Genomic DNA, 16,929 nt, shown 5'->3' on the forward strand with positions numbered 1-16,929 from the left:
TCAGGCAGAGGCCGTGACCGGGCACGCGGCCTGCAAGGACAGGCGGCGCAGCGCGGCTTCCGCCAGCAGCCCCGCCGACAGGAGGGCCAGCAGCGGTTGCAGGGGCGCCCAGTAGCTCAGGGCACCGGAAGCCCCGAGGAGCACAAGGACGAGCTTGTTGCAGACCGGGCAGCCGACGGCGAAGAAGGACAGCACCCCGCCGATCGCCCCGAGACGGCCACCGTCCGAGGGTTTCGGCTGCGGAGAGGTCGAGGGCCGGCGCACGTAGGTGCTCAGGACGATGCCGGCCAGGACGGCCGTGACGGCGAGGGCCGGGTAGTTCCACCACTGCACGGGCACCGACCGGCCGAACAGCGGATTGGGCACCACGTCGGTGGGCGCGCCGACCAGGACCGCCGTGGCCAGGGCACCGACGCCCGCCACAGCCCACTGCCGGAACCGCCAACCACGCAGTGCCGCACCCGCCCGGCTCCAGGAGCGCGAGGAAGGGGACATGTTGAAGAACTCCGTTCTTCGAGGATTCAGGGACGCGGCCAACGGGCCGGTCTAAATCCGCAGAACGGAGTGAAGTGTCGTCGGCGGCGGAGCCGGGCCCGCCGACAGCACCCCGGAGTGCTGCGACACGGAAGGTGCGGGATCGGTGGGCAGCGATGCGGGACCGGGGCACGCGGCAGACGGCGGAGGGTTCTCGGCCCGCTGCACGCTGCGATCGGCGATCACCTTCTTGCCGCACGGCGCCGCTGCGCCGTCCGACGGTTCAGCAACGGTGAGAGTGTGTACGCGCTCCGCGACGGCAGGCGGCGTCCCTGGTCCTTCACGTTCCGCGCGCCCGAAGACGCACAGCAGCGCCACCACGGCCACGAGCAGAGCCAGCACACCACGGAACCGGGCGTGCGCCCGCCCGCGTGCCGCTCGCTTCATCGCCACTCCCACACCCTGCTCAGAGACACAGCCACCCTAGGCCACTCGCTCCGGTCCATGGCCCCCAGGCCGGCGCAGAAACCGTCCACGCCGTCCAGCCCTGGTCACCGCGCTGCCGTTCCAGTGCCGACCCGCTCGCCACCGTGCTGCCGCCCGGGAACCGTCCCTCATACCCAGCGGCGCCCTCACCCGACAAGCCGAGCACTCCGGTGCGACCGGGCACTCAGGCCAGCGACAGGAACAGCTTCTCCAGCCGGGCCCGCATCTGCTCCCGGTCACCGGAAGCAACCATGTCCGCGTCGGTCAGGCAGTGCTGCAGACCGGCGGCGATGATCGCGAAGCCAGCCCTGTCCAGCGCCCGGGACGCCGCCGCAACCGGTTGACCACCGTCTTCAGTTCCTCAGCAGCCATCGCCAGTTCCACGACCCACGCACTTTCGAGATACCCCCTAGGGTATACCGTCCGGAGGTCAACTCCAAGCTCGGCCAGACGGCCTCGGTCTCGCACGGACGGAAACAACTCTGGCGTTGTGGTGCACCACGACCGACGGCCCGGAGCCGGGAACCGCCGGGTCATGTCCCTTCCCGTGGTGCTGCGCCGACGGCGGCAGCTGCCGCGCGTCCCCCACCAGACGAAACGCGGGTTCGGAGCAGCCGCTCAGGCGGCTGCTCCGAACCCGCGGGCCGGTCAGTCGACGGTCAGGACCGCCGTGTTGTTCGTGAGATCCGGGTCGAAGGCGAAGGAGTACTCGCCGAACGGGGGGTGGATGCTCACGGCACCGGTCGCGCCGGGCACCACGGTGTCGACGCGCACGGAGAACGCGAACGTGCGCCGGGTGTCCTCCAGCACCCAGTACCGCAGGTCGCAGTCGTAGCGCGGGGCGCCCGTCCGCTTCGGGTAGTAGCCGCCGTCGAGGGTGCGCGGGTAGCAGCCGGACGGCACGCCGGTGACCGTGGTGCCCTCGGGCACGACCAGCCGGACCTCGGCGACAGGGTCGCCGGAGCCGAGGTTGCCGAGCCAGGCCGGGCCGTTGTTCCTGAACGTGATCTCGGCCGTGGCCGTCTCGCCCGCCGCGCCGGAGATGGTGTCACCGGTCACGGAGAAGTCCGCGGTGTTCTCCGCGCCGATCGGGAGGACCGCGTAGTCGTTCTGGGAGTCGATGTCCTGGGCGCCGCCGCCCGGCTCGACGTCGATGTCGAGCCGCTCGTTCAGTGCGTGCGGGGCGAGTCGCACCGTCAGCGGTTCGGGCAGCTCGAAGGAGTCGCCCGGCGCCAGCACCTGGTCGAACGTGCAGATCGCCTTGTTCGACGGTGCGTAGTCGTTGCCGTCCGTCGTGGTGTAGGCGCAGGCGTCGTACCGGGTCAGATCCGTCAGGCCGTACGAGGCGTACAGCCTGACGGTGAACCCGTTCGCGCTCTCGTTGCCGTTGTTGGTGACCTTGAACGGGATCGTCCGCTCGTCGCCGGGCAGACCCTCCTCGATGTCGGCAACGGGGTCGATGGCGAGGTCGGGTCCGGCGCCGACGGTGAGCGTGGTGTCGAAGCTCTCGTGCGGCGCGGTGAGCGTCCCGTCGGGACCGCCGGTGGCCGTCGCCTCGTAGGTGATCCTGCCCTGCGCGCCGACTTCGGCGCCGTCGGCCGCGCGCACCGTCAGGAACACCTGGTCCTCGTAGTCGCCCCCGATCGCGGGGACCACGGGGATGTCGCACACCGCGCCGGTGCCGCTCGGCGTGCAGTTGTCGGACCAGCTCACCTCGGCGACCCCGGCAAGGCCGGAGACGTCGACGGTGAGCCTGCCGTCGGTCACCGTGAAGTTGTCGTTGTCGTGGTAGATGCCGACGCCGAGAGTGCGGGACTGCGGCTGACCGCCGTCGGTACCGATCGGCAGCGTCTGCTCGTACGGCGTGTTGATCCACAGCTGGTCGGTCTGCGGCGGGTCGTCGGCGGCGAACGCGGGCGCGGCGAGGCCGGCCGCCAGCAGACCGGCCGCCACCGCCACGGCGGCGCCGGATCTGAGACGTACCGGGCGTCCAGCAGATAACAAGCTCATTGCTACCCCCCAAGGGTGTGGTGAGGCGACCGACGCGCCGGGAGCCTGGCGCGGCGGAAAGATCATCACATGGCGGGGAAGCCCACCGCGCCCCGGTTTCCGGCCCTGTTGAAGAACCTCAGGACCCTGCAACCTGTCCCGTGGTCGGCACCTGGGAATGCTCCGTACCGCTGGCACTCCAGCAGCACTTCGACGTTTCCCTCGTCCAGGGGCGGTCTGGATGAGTGCGGCGGGTTGGGTTCCGGCCCGTGTTCTAGGCTCGTGGCTGATCACGGTTACCGACGAGGGGGTTCCGAGGTATGAGCGGGAGAGTGACGGCGGTCAGCAGCAACGGGGAATACTCGTTCACCAAGCCGAACCGGGACAGCATCAGACTGCTCGCCGGGCTCGGTGTGGAGGGGGACGTACACGCCGGTGTGACGGTCAAGCACCGCTCGCGCGTCGCGCAGGACCCCACCCAGCCGAATCTGCGCCAGGTCCACCTCATTCATGAAGAGCTCTTCGCCGAGGTCGGCGAAGAAGGGTTCAAGGTGGCACCCGGCGAACTCGGCGAGAACATCACCACGCGCGGCATCGATCTGCTCGGCCTGCCAGTTGGCACATTGCTGCGCATCGGCGACTCCGCAGTCCTGGAGGTCACCGGCCTCCGCAATCCCTGCCTGCAGATCGACAACTTCCGGAGCGGGCTGCTGAAGCAAGTCGCCGGCCGTGACGAGGCGGGGAACATCGTGCGCAAAGCCGGCATCATGAGCATCGTGCGGGAAGGCGGCGTGGTGCGCCCCGGTGACACGATCGAAACGGCGCTTCCCAGTGGTCCGCACCGGCCCCTGGACCGGGTCTGACCATCCTCCCGGTCAGGCCGTGACACGACGACGGCCGCGCGGGTTCTTGAAGGAAGAAAGACCAAGCAGGCCCGCGCGGCCATGGCCCGTCCTGCCTTCTGCTGCGTCGCGCACCGGCATCTCGGCGAGTTGGTCGAAGAACTCGCGCCACGCTGAGAAGCGCGCTGCGAGTCCGCGCGGTACGAGCGACGTCAGCGCGCCCGCCTGCGACAGGCCGGGGCCGGGCCGACATACGAACCGTTCCTCACCGGCCGGCTGCCGGCCGCCTTGGTTCACCTGCGCACGGACCTCACCCACGAGGCCCTCTGTGTGGTCTACGGGGTGGGCTCTTCCAGCTTCGACCGCGCCATCAACGAGATCCGCCCGCTCCTGACGGCGCGAGGATCACGACGACACCCGTCGGGCCAACCGGCACAAGCCGAGCATTGAACTCGTGCTCGTCCGCACGACGGCTTGCTGAATCACCCACCAGCCGAGCCCCCAGGTCGGCAGGGCCCGACACCCGTCGCGGGGCGTCCCGTAAGTCGCGTCGCGCACAATGCGCCCGCGCCTCAGCGATGACCGTGGTGGCAAGGACGCCCGGGAAACGCCGGCCCCACTGAAGGCATCCCCCCGCTACGGCAACCCGATCGACGAAGCGGTGGAAGGCTGAGCGGGCCCTGCGCGGGTGCCAGTCAGGCGCACCCGGCCGGCACTTCGGCCCGGCCGAGCGGTGGCATCAGGTACCAGCAGAGCCTGGCCGGTGCGTCTCCCGGTACCTCCGCTGCACCGTCCCTTCCCGCCGGCGACCGTCAAGGCGGGACACACTGTCCCACCGTCGCCGGCCCCGACGGACCCGCAGTTCGGGCACCCTTCGCGACAGGCTCAAGAATCGCCACGCACTTCACGTGCGAGGTCATCGTCCGGGGCGGCATCACGCCTGGGATCATGAACACATGTCCGAGGAGTCGAACCCGGTGTCGGGTCTGTGGCAGCTCGCGCCGTCTGGGGCCACCGACTGGCTGCTGGAGCTGTGCGGCGACGGCGTGACCGGGTTCATGCCTCCGGCGATGCCCGACGCGGTGTGGGTGCTCAACGCCATGTACGAGCACGAGCAGGGGCCGGCCGAGGTGTCGTACCACGACTGCCACCAGGCGCGGTCGGCGGACGGGAGTGGCCGGCCGCACGTCGTCGCGGGCATAGACCTCGATGCCGTGGGCGTCGCCACGGGAGGAGGGCTGGGCCGCGCCCAGCACCCGGGCCCCGGCTGGCGACGGCTTCGCTGGGCCGAGCTTGCCCGGCGGACCGGCGACCCGGTCGTGCCCGACGGCCTGATGCCCTCCTACCGTTGCTTTCCCTCGGCCAAGAAGGAGGGAAGTTGGCCGCTGGGCATGATTCCGCCGACCGAGGGGAGTCTGGACCGTGAGACCTGGAACCGGCTGATCGCCATCCTCACCCAGTACAGCCCCACGGGTCCGGACACCCGCTGCCTGGCCTACTACAACCCGCTGATGCTCGCAGCCGTCGACTTCGACGACCTCCACGTGCGTGCGGGGCGGCTCGGCGACGCCGAGATCCTCTACGACCACTCCGAAGCCGACTTCAGCCCGTCCAACCTCTGGGCCGATGACCGCTCATGGGTCCTGTGCACCGACTACGACCTGTGGGCCACCAAGATCGCCGGGCCCCCGGCCCTCATCAGCGCTTTGCTGAACGACTCCGAAATCGAGGCAGTTCGTCTGCCCTGGGCGCACTGACGACGAGTCGGACCCTTCTCCGGCCCCGACAGGCAGGCCACCGCCACCGTGCTGTCCGAGATCCGCAGCGCACGCGACAGCATCGAGCGGCAAACGGGCACACAACTGAACGTCACCGGCAACACCGCCGTCAACATCGACGTCGCCGACAATCTCTCCGCCGCCCTCCCCGTCTACTGCCTGCTGGTGATGGGCCTGGCCCTGGCCGTCGGCGTCCTCGTGGACGCCTTCATCGTCCGCATGACCCTCGTACCGGCCGTGATGACCCTGCTCGGCCACCAAGCGTGGTGGCTCCCGCGCTTCCTGCAGCGCATCCTGCCCGACGTCGACGTGGAGGGCGAACAGCTCATGCGTCACTCCGCCACCCCGCAGACCCTGCCCCACCAAACCCCGCAGACCGTCCCCGTCCTGCACGACAGGTACGACCAGTAGGGCAGTCCTGGAGACCCTCGCGCACCGTGCCGCGCTGACGTCGCGTCCGCACCCCAGCCACGTCAGCGCGGCACGGGCCCCAAGCGAGCTGTACCAGCGGGAGAGGAGTCAGGGCGTGCGCGGTGCCGGCGCGTAGAGTGCCGCCACCAGCCGCCACCAGCCGCCACCGTTCCGGGCAAAGCGCCGGAATGAGCAGCACGCGCGCCGCCCGGGCCGCCTCCCCGCAGGTCGAGGTGGGTCTGCGCCCCCTGCGCCGGCGTCATGTGGATGTCCGGCAGCATGGCGCCCTGTCAGTCGACAGGGAACCAGGAGTCGTCGAGCGACGCTGGCGTGGCTGCGGCCGGTAAGGCCGCGGGGCCGGAATCCTGAACGCATGCAAGAGCAGCAGCGGTACGACGTGTGGTCGGCCGGGGCCGCCTACGAGCGGTACATGGGCCGCTGGAGCCGCCGCGTCGCCGAGCAGTTCGGCGCCTGGCTCGGCGCCGCCGACGGTCTGCGGTGGCTGGACGTGGGCTGCGGTGCGGGCGGCCTGACGGCCGTGGTGGTCGCCCGCTGCCGGCCCCGCGCGGTGGTGGGAGTCGACCGGTCGGAAGGGTTCGTCGCCCAAGCACGGGCGTCCGCCGCCTCGCCCGCGCACTTCGTCGTGGCCGACGCGATGGCGCTGCCCGTACGCGACGAGGCGTGCGACGTGGTCGCCAGCGGTCTGGTCCTGAACTTCCTGCCCTCCCCCGCCGCGGCGGTCGCCCGGATGGCGCGGGTGACCCGGCCGGGTGGCCTGGTCGCCGCGTACGTGTGGGACTACGCCGAAGGCATGGGCTTCCTGCGACGTTTCTGGGACGCCGCCATCGAGGTGGACCCGGCCGCGGCCACGCTGGACGAGGGCCGCCGGTTCCCGGTCTGCCGCCCGGAAGCGTTGCGCGCGGTCTGGACCGGGGCGGGACTCGCAGACGTGTCCGTCGTCCCGATCGAGGTGCCCACGGTCTTCACCGACTTCGCCGACCTGTGGGACCCCTTCCGGGCGGGCCAGGGTCCCGCGCCGGGTTACCTCGCCGCCCTCGCCCCGGCCCACCGGGAGCGGGTACGAGACGCACTGAGCGCGAAAGTCCCCCGGGAGGCGGACGGCTCCGTCTCGCTCACGGCCCTGGCCTGGGCGGTACGAGGCCGCAGGACCAACCGAGCTGCCCGGTAGTGCTTCGTCATGTCGGGTGATCTCGCCTGGTAGCGGGCATCGTCCGGGTACGAGGCCGGGGGAGGTGGACCCGCTTCGGTGTCAGTTGCCGGAGCTCGTTGCCGATGTGTTCGGCTCGTTGCCGCGGCGGGATCAGCGGGCTCGGGTCAGCATCCTGCTGCGAGACGCCGGCGCCAGCCGTTCCTACCCGGGTTCATCGGCGCCGTTCTTCGCCGACGCCAGGTCGGCGAGAGCGCGTAGCGTCACCTCTGCTTCCGTGATCAACCGGTTGACGAGTTCGGCGGCCGGGGCGATGTCGCGGACGAGGCCAGCGGTCTGGCCCGTCAACGGGATCAGTTCGTGTGCCGTACCGTCGCGCATCGACGTCATCACCTTGCTGCGCAACGCCTCGGCCTGGGCGGCGGCCGCTTCGGGGCTGACGTTCCCCTCCTCGACGAACCGGGTGCGCAGCGACCGGGGGACGGTCATGTACCCACCCTCGGTCGGCGGGGGCAGGATGTGCTCGGCGAACGCCACTTTGACAGCGTCCTGACTAGCGGCGGAGACGATGGCTGCCTTCCAGTCGTCGCTGACCCCGCACTCGGCCGAGGCCAGGAATCGGGTGCCGATGTTCACGCCCTGCGCCCCCAGGGCCAGTGCCGCGACGATGCCCCGCCCGTCGGCGACGCCGCCAGAGGCGAGTACCGGCAGCGGCCGGACGGCGTCGACGACCTGTGGCACCAGCGCCATCGTGCTGACATCGCCGCAGAACCCGCCGGATTCGGTGCCCTGCGCGCTGATCACGTCGACGCCGGCCTCGGCCGCGCGCACCGCCTGCTCGACCGTCGTCACCTGCTGCAGAAAGATCGCGCCGGCATCGTGGACGCGGGTCACCAGGTCATCCGGCTCGCCGAGCGCGAAGGAGAACACCGGTGGGGCCTCGGCGATCACCGCGTCGAAGACCTCGGGGTCGAACGGCCGCCGGGTCATGTTCAGCGCGAACGGCCGGTCGGTGAGATCTCGCAGCCGACGCACGTCGTCACGGACCTGCGCCGGCGTGCGCAGCGTGGTGGGGACACTGCCCAGAGCCCCAGCGTTGCTGACCGCCGCGGCAAGCCGCATGCTCTGCTGCCAGGGCCCTCCGAGCGGCCCTTGCACGACCGGCACCTCGATGCCCAATACCTCGCACACCGGTGTCCGCAGCATCGCGCCTCCATCCCGCAGGACCCAAGACAGGGATCTTCCAGACATCAAGCCTAGGCGTGACGGTTCCCGGCCACCTGCCGAACCGTACGGATGGGCACCGCACCGTACTGGAGGGTTTGCCTTCCGGATCATGCCGGGTCCTGGTCACGGCGCCTGGAACCCGAGCCGGGGGAGAGTGCGTAGACAGACCACCGACACGTGCCTCCGTGCACGGGTGCGCGTCCTGGACTGTCCTCCTACGATGCGAACATGCCGGATCTGGAACTGGCGTCGCGGCGACTCGGCAGTGGGCCGCCCCTGATGGTCGTCCTCCAACTCGACCGGGATGGCTGGGCACCCGTCCTGGAGCGTCTCGCCCGCGGGCACGAGGTGGTGACCGTCGACCTCCCAGGCTTCGGTGACAGCCCCTCGCTCCCCGAAGGGACCACACCCAGCGTCGAGGCGCTGGCCGCCGCCGTCGCCGAGTGGCTCCCCGGTGCCGGCCTCACCCGCCCGCCCGTCGTGGGGAACTCCCTCGGTGGGGCCGTCGCCCTGGAACTGGCCCGCAGCGGCGCGGTCGGCAGCGCCGTCACGCTGTCCCCCATCGGGCTGTGGACCCGCCCCGAGGCCGCCTACGCTCTCGGTTCGCTCCGCGTCGCCCACGCGATGGCACGAGCCTGCGCTGAACGCCCCCACTGGATCGCCGGACACCCGATCGGGCGCACCGTGGCCTTCTGGCAGCTCGCCGCCCGGCCCTGGCGGATCCCGGAGACGGCGGCCGCCGGCGCGCTGCGCGACCTGGTCCGCTCTCCCGGCTTCGAGCCGACGCGGCGCGCTGTGCGCGCCTACCGGCTGCGGGCCTTCACCCCTGAGGTTCCGGTCCCGGTCACGGTCGGCTGGGGCACACGGGACCTGATGACCCCACCCCATCAGGCACTCAGGGCAGCACGACTGCTTCCAGGCGCCCGTCACGTCTCACTCAAGGGCTGCGGACACTCACCGATGTCCGACGACCCCGAACAGGTCACCCAGGTGGTGCTCGACACCGTCAACGGCTGACCTGGCGAAGGGCACCAGGCTGCCAGGGGCGGCGGCATCCGGGCAGAGCCGCCCAAGCCCTGCCGCTCGGGCGGCCCCCAGGGCTCCGCGGTACCGTCAGGCTCCCGTCGATGCCCGCCCTCACCGCGGGGAGGGCACATCATCAGCGGTGCCGTTCCGGGATGGGGACGCCTCGGGCGATGGACGTCATGAGAGCCGGGCCGCAGCGCGCGTGACGGAAGATCCTCCAGGGCTCCAGGCGAACGACACCGCGGTCGGCCAGTGGGCGCGCGTTCGGGTCAGTCTGAGCGTTCGCGGTCCCACTGCGCCCGGGCAGCCCTGGTGGACCCGGCTCCGGCGCGCTCAGCCGCGAGCAGGTAGCTGTAGGGCGAAGCGGCGGACAGCATCGGTGAAGGAATCTGGATCGTCGAAGTGCGCGAGATGTCCTGCCCGCGGGATCAATTCGACGCGGGCGTGCGGATGCGCACGGGCGAAGTCCAGCTCCCCGGACCGGAAGACGGTGTCCTTCTCGCCGTTCAAGATGAGCACGGGAGCCGCCACATGACGCATCGCACCCGCGTCGAAGCGGCCCGGCGCCTCGCCCCAGGCGGCCGGCAGGGTGTGGAAGGCGCAGCCGGAGAGGACGGTCGCCTCCACCACCTCGGGAGGATGGAGCCGCCGCAGCAACCGGTCGTTCCACCGGGCCAGCCGGCCCGCCGGTATGCGAGGGGCGAGCCCGGCGACCCACCGATACGGCGTTGCCCACGGGCCACGAGTCGAGGCGCTGGCCGCGGCAAGGACCAGCCCCCGCAGCTGCTCGGGGCAGCACCGCGCGAACTCCAGCGAGGCGTATCCACCGAACGAGTGCCCGACGACCAGAGCCGGTCCGCAGTCGAGCGAGTCCACCGCGGAAGCGATGATCTCCGTCGCCGCGTTCAGGCTCCAGGGCTGAGCAGAGCGGGCGCCGTGGCCTGGCAGGTCGACAGCGGCTACCCGGAAGTCCTCTTGGAGTGCGGCGAGCTGTGGGCTCCACTGTCCCGCGTTGAACCGCGTCCCGTGTACGGAGATGACGGGCGGTGCGCCCGCTGCCGCCATGAGTCCCCCAGATCAGCGCTCTCCTCGGGCCGACTCCACCGGCGGGCCGTCCCGACACTGGGATGCGGAGATGCCGGCCGGCGGGGACGCTCAGTCACAGTGAGCCGCGCCGTTCGAATGCTGTGCCGAGCGGCGGCTTCTGCGGATCACTCGCAGGGGGACCGGGCCGGTGGTGACCCGGCGGTGGCGAAGATCGTCGAGGCGTCGTTCACCAACGACGACCAAGTCCGCGAGGTGACCCACGACTTCGACACCGACGGCTTCGGCTCGCTCCACCCGAAGTACAAGGGCGGCCGCCCGAAGATCGAGCCGACCAAGAAACGGGCGCAGTTCCTGGTGCTCTGCCGCTGCCCGCGCATCCTCTACCCGCCCGAGGCCCACATCGCGATCGTCCGCGACGGCTTCTCCCTCCGGCCGGCTCAGCGCTCCACGATGCGTGTTCGGACGACAACCCGAGACGAACCGTCCAGGGACGGCAAGGGCCTGAATCGCTGAGCAGTGGCTTCACGCGCCGCGCGGGGCGCCCCGTCCAAGACTCGCAGCAAACGATCCCGCTCTTCAGCCGGGAGACGTTCCAGCATCCGGGCCGTCACCCCGAGCTCGTACCCGACCGACATCACCGCTCACCGCTCACCGCTCACCGGCGAGGTCGAGATCACTCCTGCTCGTCCCGGCCACACCCCCAGCACTCCGCGGACGCCGCCACGGACGGGCGATCGGGCCGGACACCGCCCGCCACCACGCCTCCACCGGCGGCTTCCCAGCCGGCTCGAACGGCTCACCCGGCCGCGGGAACGCCACCGCCTGCCCGGCCTCCTCGGCGGCCTCCTTCATCCACTCCCCCGGCTCCGCCCACGCGTGCGGCGCCAGGTTGAACGTCCCCCAGTGGATCGGCAGCAGCACCCCGCCCGGACCGCCTCCCTGCAGGTCGAGATGGGCCCGGACGCCTTCCTCGGGCGTCATGTGGATGTCGGGCCAGAAGTCCGAGTACGCGCCGACCTGGATCATCGTGGCGTCGAACGGGCCGTGGTCGGTGCCGATGTCCTTGAAGCCCTCGAAGTAGCCGGTGTCACCGCTGTGGTAGATCCGGTGCTCCTCGCCCGTGACCACCCAGGAGGCCCACAGGGTGTGCTGGGTGTTGCGCAGGCCCCGGCCGCAGAAGTGACGGGCCGGGGTGGCGGTGAGGGTGAGCCCGCCGATCTCCGTCGTCTCGTGCCAGTCCAGCTCGCGCAGCCGTCCGGCGGACACGCCCCAGCGCTCCAGGTGCGCGCCGACGCCGAGGGGCACGGCGAACAGGGTGTCCGTGCCGGCCAGCGCCTTGATCGTGGGCAGGTCCAGGTGGTCGTAGTGGTCGTGGGAGATCACGACGACGTCGACCGGGCCGAGCGCGGCCAGCGGCAGCGGGACGGGGTGCAGCCGCCTGGGTCCGGCGAAGGGGAACGGTGAACAGCGCTCACCCCACACGGGGTCGAACAGGACCCGGTGTCCGTCGATCTCCGCGAGCACGCTGGAGTGGCCCATCCAGGTCAGGCGCAGCCCGGTGGCCGGCGGGCGGGAGATGTCGGCCAGGGTGGTCGGGTGCACCGGGATGGCGCTCTTGGGGGCGCGGCGGGTCCGGGAGTCCTTGTCGAAGTAGGTCTTCGCCAGGTCCCGCGTCGACCCCGACGGGCGGATCCGGGCGGTGCCCCCGGGGTTCTGGAACACGCCGTCCTTGAAGTGCGGGGATCTGCGGATGCGTGCCATGCGCTCGCCGCTCGGGTCCGCGCCGAAGGCCACGGGCCGCAGGGCGCGCAGCCCGGAGCTCTGAGAACGGGAACCGGCCACGGTACCTCCAAGTGGAGTCGGTCAGGCATTCCATTATGGGCGGCCGTATCCGGCGGCGTGGTGCCGGATACGGCCGCCCACGGTGAAACGGCTCTCACGCCACCGAGGCGATCCGTTCCTTGATGTCGTCCGGTGACAGCGTCCCCTTGGCGATCACATGGTCGCCCGACGACTCCCCGCGCAGCCGGCGGCCGATCCACGGCACCAGGTACTCGCGGGCCCAGTGGACGTCGTCCCGCCGGATGTCGAGGGTGCCGCGGGGCGGCAGGGGCGGCCAGGCCTGTTCCGGGTCGGCGGGGGTGTCCAGGCCGAGAGCCTGCCCGGCGCGGAGCGCGACGCGGGTGTGTCCCTCCGGCGACAGGTGCAGCCGGTCGGCGTCCCAGGCCCTGCGGTCCTGGACGCTCCTGAGGGACCACAGGTCGAGCACGGGGCAGCCGTAGCGGTCGGCGACGGCCCGCACATGCCCGTTGTACGTCGCGATCTTGCCGCGCAGATGCTTCAGCAGGGGCACGCCACGGGTGTCGAACCCGGTCGTCACCATCACCGTGCCGGACACGGCCGTGAGCGCGGCGATCGCCCGCTCGAACCGCTCGGCCACCTCGTCCGGGTCGCTGCCGGGGCGGAGGATGTCATTGCCGCCCGCGCAGAACGAGACCAGGTCGGGGGCGAGTTCGACCGCCTTCGGAAGCTGGTCCGCCACGATCTGGTCCAGCAGCTTTCCGCGTACGGCGAGATTGGTGTACGCGAAGTCCCCCTCGGGCCGGAGGTCCGCGAGAAGTACGGCGAACCGGTCGGCCCAGCCGACGAACGCCCCGTCGGGGCCGGGGTCGCCGACGCCTTCGGTGAAGCTGTCCCCCACCGCCACGTACGACCCGATCACTGCTCTGCTGTCACTCTTCGAATCGTCTGCCACAACCGCTCATGATTCACCTTCGAATGTGACCTACGCGACCGTAAGGAAGGGTTGACGTGCGGTGAGATAAGACACTCTCAAAATGTTGGCCAATTCCGGAATACGCCGAAGGCCGGCCCCGGGGATCGGGGTCCGGCCTTCGGCGTGCGTGTCAGGAAGGTCGCCGCGGGGGTCAGCCGATGGAGACGCCCTTGGAGCGGAGGTAGGAGATCGGGTCCACGTCCGAGCCGTAGTCCGGGGTGGTGCGGATCTCGAAGTGCAGGTGCGGGCCGGTCGAGTTGCCGGTCGAACCGGAGAGGCCGACCTGCTGGCCGCCGGTCACGGTCTGGCCGGCCGAGACGGAGAGCGAGGACAGGTGGGCGTACTGGGCGTAGTGGCCGTCGTCGAGCTGGATGACGACCTGGTTGCCGTACGCGCCGGCCCAGCCCGCGGAGACGACGGTGCCCGCACCGACGGCCTTCAGGGAGGTGCCGGTCGGGACGGCGAAGTCGACGCCGGTGTGGTAGCCGCTGGACCACATGCTGCCGGCCACCTTGTAGGCGGTGCCGAGCCCGGCGCCGGGCACCGGGGAGCTGTAACCGGAGGCGCTCGCGGCCTGGTCGGTGCTCGTGGTCTGGGTGGAGGCGTCCGAGGAGGGCTGCTCGGCGGGCTGCTCCGCCGGCTGCTCGGCCTCCTGCTCCGAGGCCTGCGGGGCCTCCGGGGCGGACGACTTCTCCGGCGCGCTCGTGGTGGCCTCGCCGTCGACGGAGAGCTTCAGGCCGGGGTGGATCAGCGACGGGTCGTCGCCGATGGCCTCGCGGTTGTCCGTGTAGAGCTGCTTCCAGCCACCGTCGACGTGCTCCGTCTCGGCGATCTTCGCGAGGTAGTCGCCGGCCTTCACGGTGTACGTGCGGGCCTCGTCGCCCTTTTCGGCGACGGTCTTCTGGCCGGCGGCGGAAAGGGACTGAACGGCCTTCTCGGGGGCGGCCCCCGGCGTGGCGGCGTGCGCGCCGGTGGCGCCGAGAAGCGGCAGGGCGAGTGCGGCGCCACCGGTTCCGGCGACGGCGATGGAGCGGGTGAAACGCTGGGCCTTGGTACGGCGGTGCTTACCCTTCGCGGGCATGTCGAATTCCTCTCCGGCGCCTGCGAGGTGAGCTGTCGGGTTCGGGCTGGAGATGCCCGGCCGCGTTTTGGCGCGACTTAACCCCAAGCCGTTCCGGGAACCGGAACAGGCAGTGGTACCTGTGGGTCCCCCGCTCCTGCCGTGCACGGGTCAGTGTGTGTACGGGCTCCGGGCGGCGGCAGGATTGGGCGTCCGTCCGGATCGGTGGCGAACGTAAGCGACCCGGACGCGAGGGGACAAGCGCGAGGTTCACCGCGAACGCGTTTTTCCGTGATCCAAAGGCGGAATTGACGTCACCGAGCGTCAGCCGGGATTCCCTTTCTCCCGTGAATTCCCTTGTCGTTACACAGAATTACGTGAACATGGCGACAACACATCGTCACGGATATGACGCTGCTCACGCACCCCTTCCCCATCTCCCTTTCTTTCGGGGCACGTTATGGCGAATCCACCTAATCGGACAGAACGCCCTAATCGTCGGATCGCAGGCGCCGCAGCCGCACCACCACGGCGTCCAGATCTCCCCGCAGACCGGTGCGCAGTCCGTGGTGCAGCAAGAGGGCACCTCGGTACGTTTCGCCCGTTTCGCGGCATTCGTACGACGCCTCCGGGTCGAGGCCGCGCAGCCGGAGGGCCGGGACGGGCTCTCCGTAGTGCTGCGCCTGGAGGCAGGCGAGGACGACGGTCTCGTCACCGAGGACGTACTGCACCGCGCTCAGTCCGCCCTCCGGAGGGCGCAGCCGGTACAGGTCGCCGCGCTGGACGACGGGCCGGATCTCCTTGTAGAGCGCGACCCACTCCCGCGCCTCGGCGAGCTCCTCCTCGCCCCACCGCGCGAGGTCGCCGCCGACGCCGAGCACCCCGGCCATGGCGCTGACGAACCGGAAGCGCAGCGGACTGACCCGTCCGTTGAGCATCGCGTTCGGGCTGTCGGTGACCCAGGCGGCCATCACCCGGGCCGGGTGGAGCTGGCTGAAGCCGTGCTGGACGGTGAGCCGGTCGAGCGGGTCGGTGTTGTCCGAGGTCCACACCTGGTCGGTACGGGAGAGGACCCCCAGGTCGATCCGCCCGCCGCCGCCCGAGCAGGACTCGAAGGCCACGTCCGGATGGGCCGCCCGCAGCCGGTCCAGCAGGGCGTACAGGCCGCGCACATGGTCGGTCCACAGCCGCTGCGGGTACGGGTCGTCCGGCCACCCGGCGTCGGTGGAGCAGCGGTTGAAGTCCCACTTCACATAGTCGACGGGGGCGCCGGAGAGCAGTCCGTCGAGCTGCTCCCAGAGGTACTCCCGCACGTCGTCCCGCGCGAGGTTGAGCACGAGCTGGTTGCGGTACTCCGTGCGCCGGCGGCCCGGCTGGAACTGCACCCAGTCGGGGTGCGCGCGGTACAGGTCGCTGTCGGGGTTGACCATCTCCGGCTCGACCCAGATGCCGAACTCCATCCCGAGCCCGTGCACATGGTCGGCGAGGGGTTTCAGGCCGCCGGGGAAGCGGTCGGGGTTGGGCGTCCAGTCGCCGAGCCCGGCCCGGTCGCTCGTACGCGCCCCGAACCAGCCGTCGTCGACCACGAACAGTTCGACACCCATCTCGGCGGCCCGCGCCGCGAGCCCCCGCTGCCGCTCCTCCGAGATGTCGAACCCGGTGGCCTCCCAGGAGTTGAACAGCACGGGCCGGTCCCGGTCCGCGTCCGGGACGACGTACGTCCGCTGGTAGGCGTGCCAGGCGCGGCTGGCACCGCCGAAGCCGCCGTCGCTCCACAGACCGGCGAAGACCGGTGTGACGTACGTCTCCGCCGTGCCCAGCATCAGCAGGCCGGAGTCGTCGTGTCCCGCGCCGCCGGTGATCTGCACGCGCGCGTCGGGGAGTTGGGCGACACAGACGCGCCAGGAGCCGGACCAGCCGAGGGCGCAGCCGTAGACCTCGCCGCGTTCCTCGGTAGCGTCGGTGTCGAGCGCGACCCAGGGCAGGTGCTGGTGTCCGGTGTGGCCGCGGCGGCTGCCGATGACCTTCTCGCCGTAGGTGAGCGGGGAGCGGGTCAGCCGGGACTCGGCGGCCCAGCGGCCGTGGAGCTGGGACAGCCGCCAGTGCTCGCGCTCGGGCAGGGTCCAGGTGGCGGAGTCGGCGCGCAGGAGCTCGACCGCGGGTCCCCTGTTGTGCAGGGTCACCCAGCGTTCGATCACGTCGTCGCGCATCCGGTAGTGCAGGGTCACGGTCAGCTCACCGTCGCGGAAGCGGAGGCGGAGTTCGCCGTCGCCGGTTTCGCCGTCGTCCGTCTCGTGGCCGTCGAAGGCCCACTCGGTGCCGCGCCGCCCGTCGACGGTGCGTACGGACAGGGCGGGCCTCACGAAGCGGGGGCCGCCCTCGACCGGGTACTCCTCACGTCCGTCCAGGCGGGACTCGAACGGCCAGTCGTCCGGCAGCGGGCGCGCGGCGAGTGCCTCCGCGTCGGCCGGCGTGATCCTCGGGCCCCAGTGCAGATGCACCAGCTCGTCGCGGTCCGTGACATGGAGCGCATAGCTGCTGGCCGGCCCCGACAGGAGCCACGTACGACCGTCTTGGGAGACCTGCGCCACCGAACCTCCAACAGACTCGAACAGGTGCGATCAGACACCAACATCATCGGGGGC

Annotated in this window: 14 protein-coding genes, 2 pseudogenes and 1 riboswitch; of the genes and pseudogenes, 6 read left to right on the forward strand and 10 right to left on the reverse strand. The window is 71.0% G+C overall.

Annotated features, from left to right (window positions below; genetic code table 11):
- From AMK33_RS23885 to AMK33_RS23900, 3 genes and pseudogenes are all read right to left on the reverse strand, one after another.
- Positions 1–495: a hypothetical protein gene (locus AMK33_RS23885; protein WP_073934988.1), complete on the reverse strand. Its 495-nt coding sequence runs from the start codon at positions 493–495 to the stop codon at positions 1–3.
- 649 nt (positions 496–1,144) lie between these two features.
- Positions 1,145–1,344, reverse strand: a pseudogene (locus AMK33_RS23895) (transcriptional regulator).
- 264 nt (positions 1,345–1,608) lie between these two features.
- Positions 1,609–2,970, reverse strand: a complete 1,362-nt coding sequence (locus tag AMK33_RS23900; protein ID WP_073934990.1) for a CARDB domain-containing protein — start codon at positions 2,968–2,970, stop codon at positions 1,609–1,611.
- A gap of 299 nt (positions 2,971–3,269) precedes the next feature.
- Between AMK33_RS23900 and AMK33_RS23905 the strand changes: the two genes are divergently transcribed.
- Complete coding sequence (locus AMK33_RS23905; protein WP_201263070.1) at positions 3,270–3,812, forward strand: MOSC domain-containing protein; 543 nt, start codon at positions 3,270–3,272, stop codon at positions 3,810–3,812.
- A 12-nt stretch (positions 3,813–3,824) separates the two neighbouring features.
- Here the strand turns inward: AMK33_RS23905 and AMK33_RS42240 are convergent, their stop codons facing one another.
- Positions 3,825–4,109, reverse strand: a complete 285-nt coding sequence (locus AMK33_RS42240) for a hypothetical protein (RefSeq protein ID WP_143203856.1) — start codon at positions 4,107–4,109, stop codon at positions 3,825–3,827.
- 638 nt (positions 4,110–4,747) lie between these two features.
- Here AMK33_RS42240 and AMK33_RS23910 point away from each other — a divergent pair.
- From AMK33_RS23910 to AMK33_RS23920, 3 genes and pseudogenes are all read left to right on the forward strand, one after another.
- Positions 4,748–5,548 carry a hypothetical protein gene (locus AMK33_RS23910; protein WP_073934992.1) on the forward strand — a complete coding sequence of 267 codons (801 nt, stop codon included), beginning with the start codon at positions 4,748–4,750 and terminating at the stop codon, positions 5,546–5,548.
- A 186-nt stretch (positions 5,549–5,734) separates the two neighbouring features.
- Positions 5,735–5,980: pseudogene (locus AMK33_RS43280) on the forward strand (MMPL family transporter); the annotation flags it as partial.
- Between the two features lie 373 nt (positions 5,981–6,353).
- Entirely contained in the window at positions 6,354–7,169 is an 816-nt protein-coding gene (locus AMK33_RS23920; protein ID WP_073934994.1) for a class I SAM-dependent methyltransferase, read from the forward strand.
- 183 nt (positions 7,170–7,352) lie between these two features.
- Here AMK33_RS23920 and AMK33_RS23925 read toward each other — a convergent pair whose 3' ends face one another.
- A complete protein-coding gene (locus AMK33_RS23925; RefSeq protein ID WP_073934995.1) occupies positions 7,353–8,354 on the reverse strand; it encodes an NAD(P)H-dependent flavin oxidoreductase in 1,002 nt (333 codons plus the stop codon).
- Between the two features lie 249 nt (positions 8,355–8,603).
- On the opposite strand from AMK33_RS23925, the gene AMK33_RS23930 reads away from it, so the two are divergent.
- On the forward strand, positions 8,604–9,392 hold the full coding sequence (locus tag AMK33_RS23930) for an alpha/beta fold hydrolase (RefSeq protein ID WP_073934996.1): 789 nt from the start codon (positions 8,604–8,606) through the stop codon (positions 9,390–9,392).
- Positions 9,393–9,734: 342 nt separating this feature from the next.
- Here AMK33_RS23930 and AMK33_RS23935 read toward each other — a convergent pair whose 3' ends face one another.
- Positions 9,735–10,466 (reverse strand): alpha/beta fold hydrolase, encoded by a 732-nt coding sequence (locus AMK33_RS23935; RefSeq protein WP_073934997.1) that lies wholly within the window; start codon positions 10,464–10,466, stop codon positions 9,735–9,737.
- Between the two features lie 183 nt (positions 10,467–10,649).
- On the opposite strand from AMK33_RS23935, the gene AMK33_RS45215 reads away from it, so the two are divergent.
- Entirely contained in the window at positions 10,650–10,961 is a 312-nt protein-coding gene (locus AMK33_RS45215; RefSeq protein WP_073934998.1) for a hypothetical protein, read from the forward strand.
- Between the two features lie 135 nt (positions 10,962–11,096).
- On the opposite strand, the gene AMK33_RS23945 is transcribed toward AMK33_RS45215, so the two are convergent.
- From AMK33_RS23945 to AMK33_RS23960, 4 genes are all read right to left on the reverse strand, one after another.
- Positions 11,097–12,290 (reverse strand): MBL fold metallo-hydrolase, encoded by a 1,194-nt coding sequence (locus AMK33_RS23945; RefSeq protein ID WP_073934999.1) that lies wholly within the window; start codon positions 12,288–12,290, stop codon positions 11,097–11,099.
- Between the two features lie 94 nt (positions 12,291–12,384).
- On the reverse strand, positions 12,385–13,170 hold the full coding sequence (locus AMK33_RS23950; RefSeq protein ID WP_073935000.1) for an SGNH/GDSL hydrolase family protein: 786 nt from the start codon (positions 13,168–13,170) through the stop codon (positions 12,385–12,387).
- 205 nt (positions 13,171–13,375) lie between these two features.
- Positions 13,376–14,305: a M23 family metallopeptidase gene (locus AMK33_RS23955; RefSeq protein WP_073935001.1), complete on the reverse strand. Its 930-nt coding sequence runs from the start codon at positions 14,303–14,305 to the stop codon at positions 13,376–13,378.
- Between the two features lie 2 nt (positions 14,306–14,307).
- Positions 14,308–14,471, reverse strand: a riboswitch (cyclic di-AMP (ydaO/yuaA leader).
- A 304-nt stretch (positions 14,472–14,775) separates the two neighbouring features.
- Positions 14,776–16,875 carry an alpha-galactosidase gene (locus tag AMK33_RS23960; RefSeq protein WP_073935002.1) on the reverse strand — a complete coding sequence of 700 codons (2,100 nt, stop codon included), beginning with the start codon at positions 16,873–16,875 and terminating at the stop codon, positions 14,776–14,778.
- Between the last annotated feature and the right edge of the window lie 54 nt (positions 16,876–16,929).

Origin of the sequence: Streptomyces sp. CB02400, assembly GCF_001905725.1 — a bacterium.
Lineage (GTDB): Bacteria > Actinomycetota > Actinomycetes > Streptomycetales > Streptomycetaceae > Streptomyces > Streptomyces atrovirens.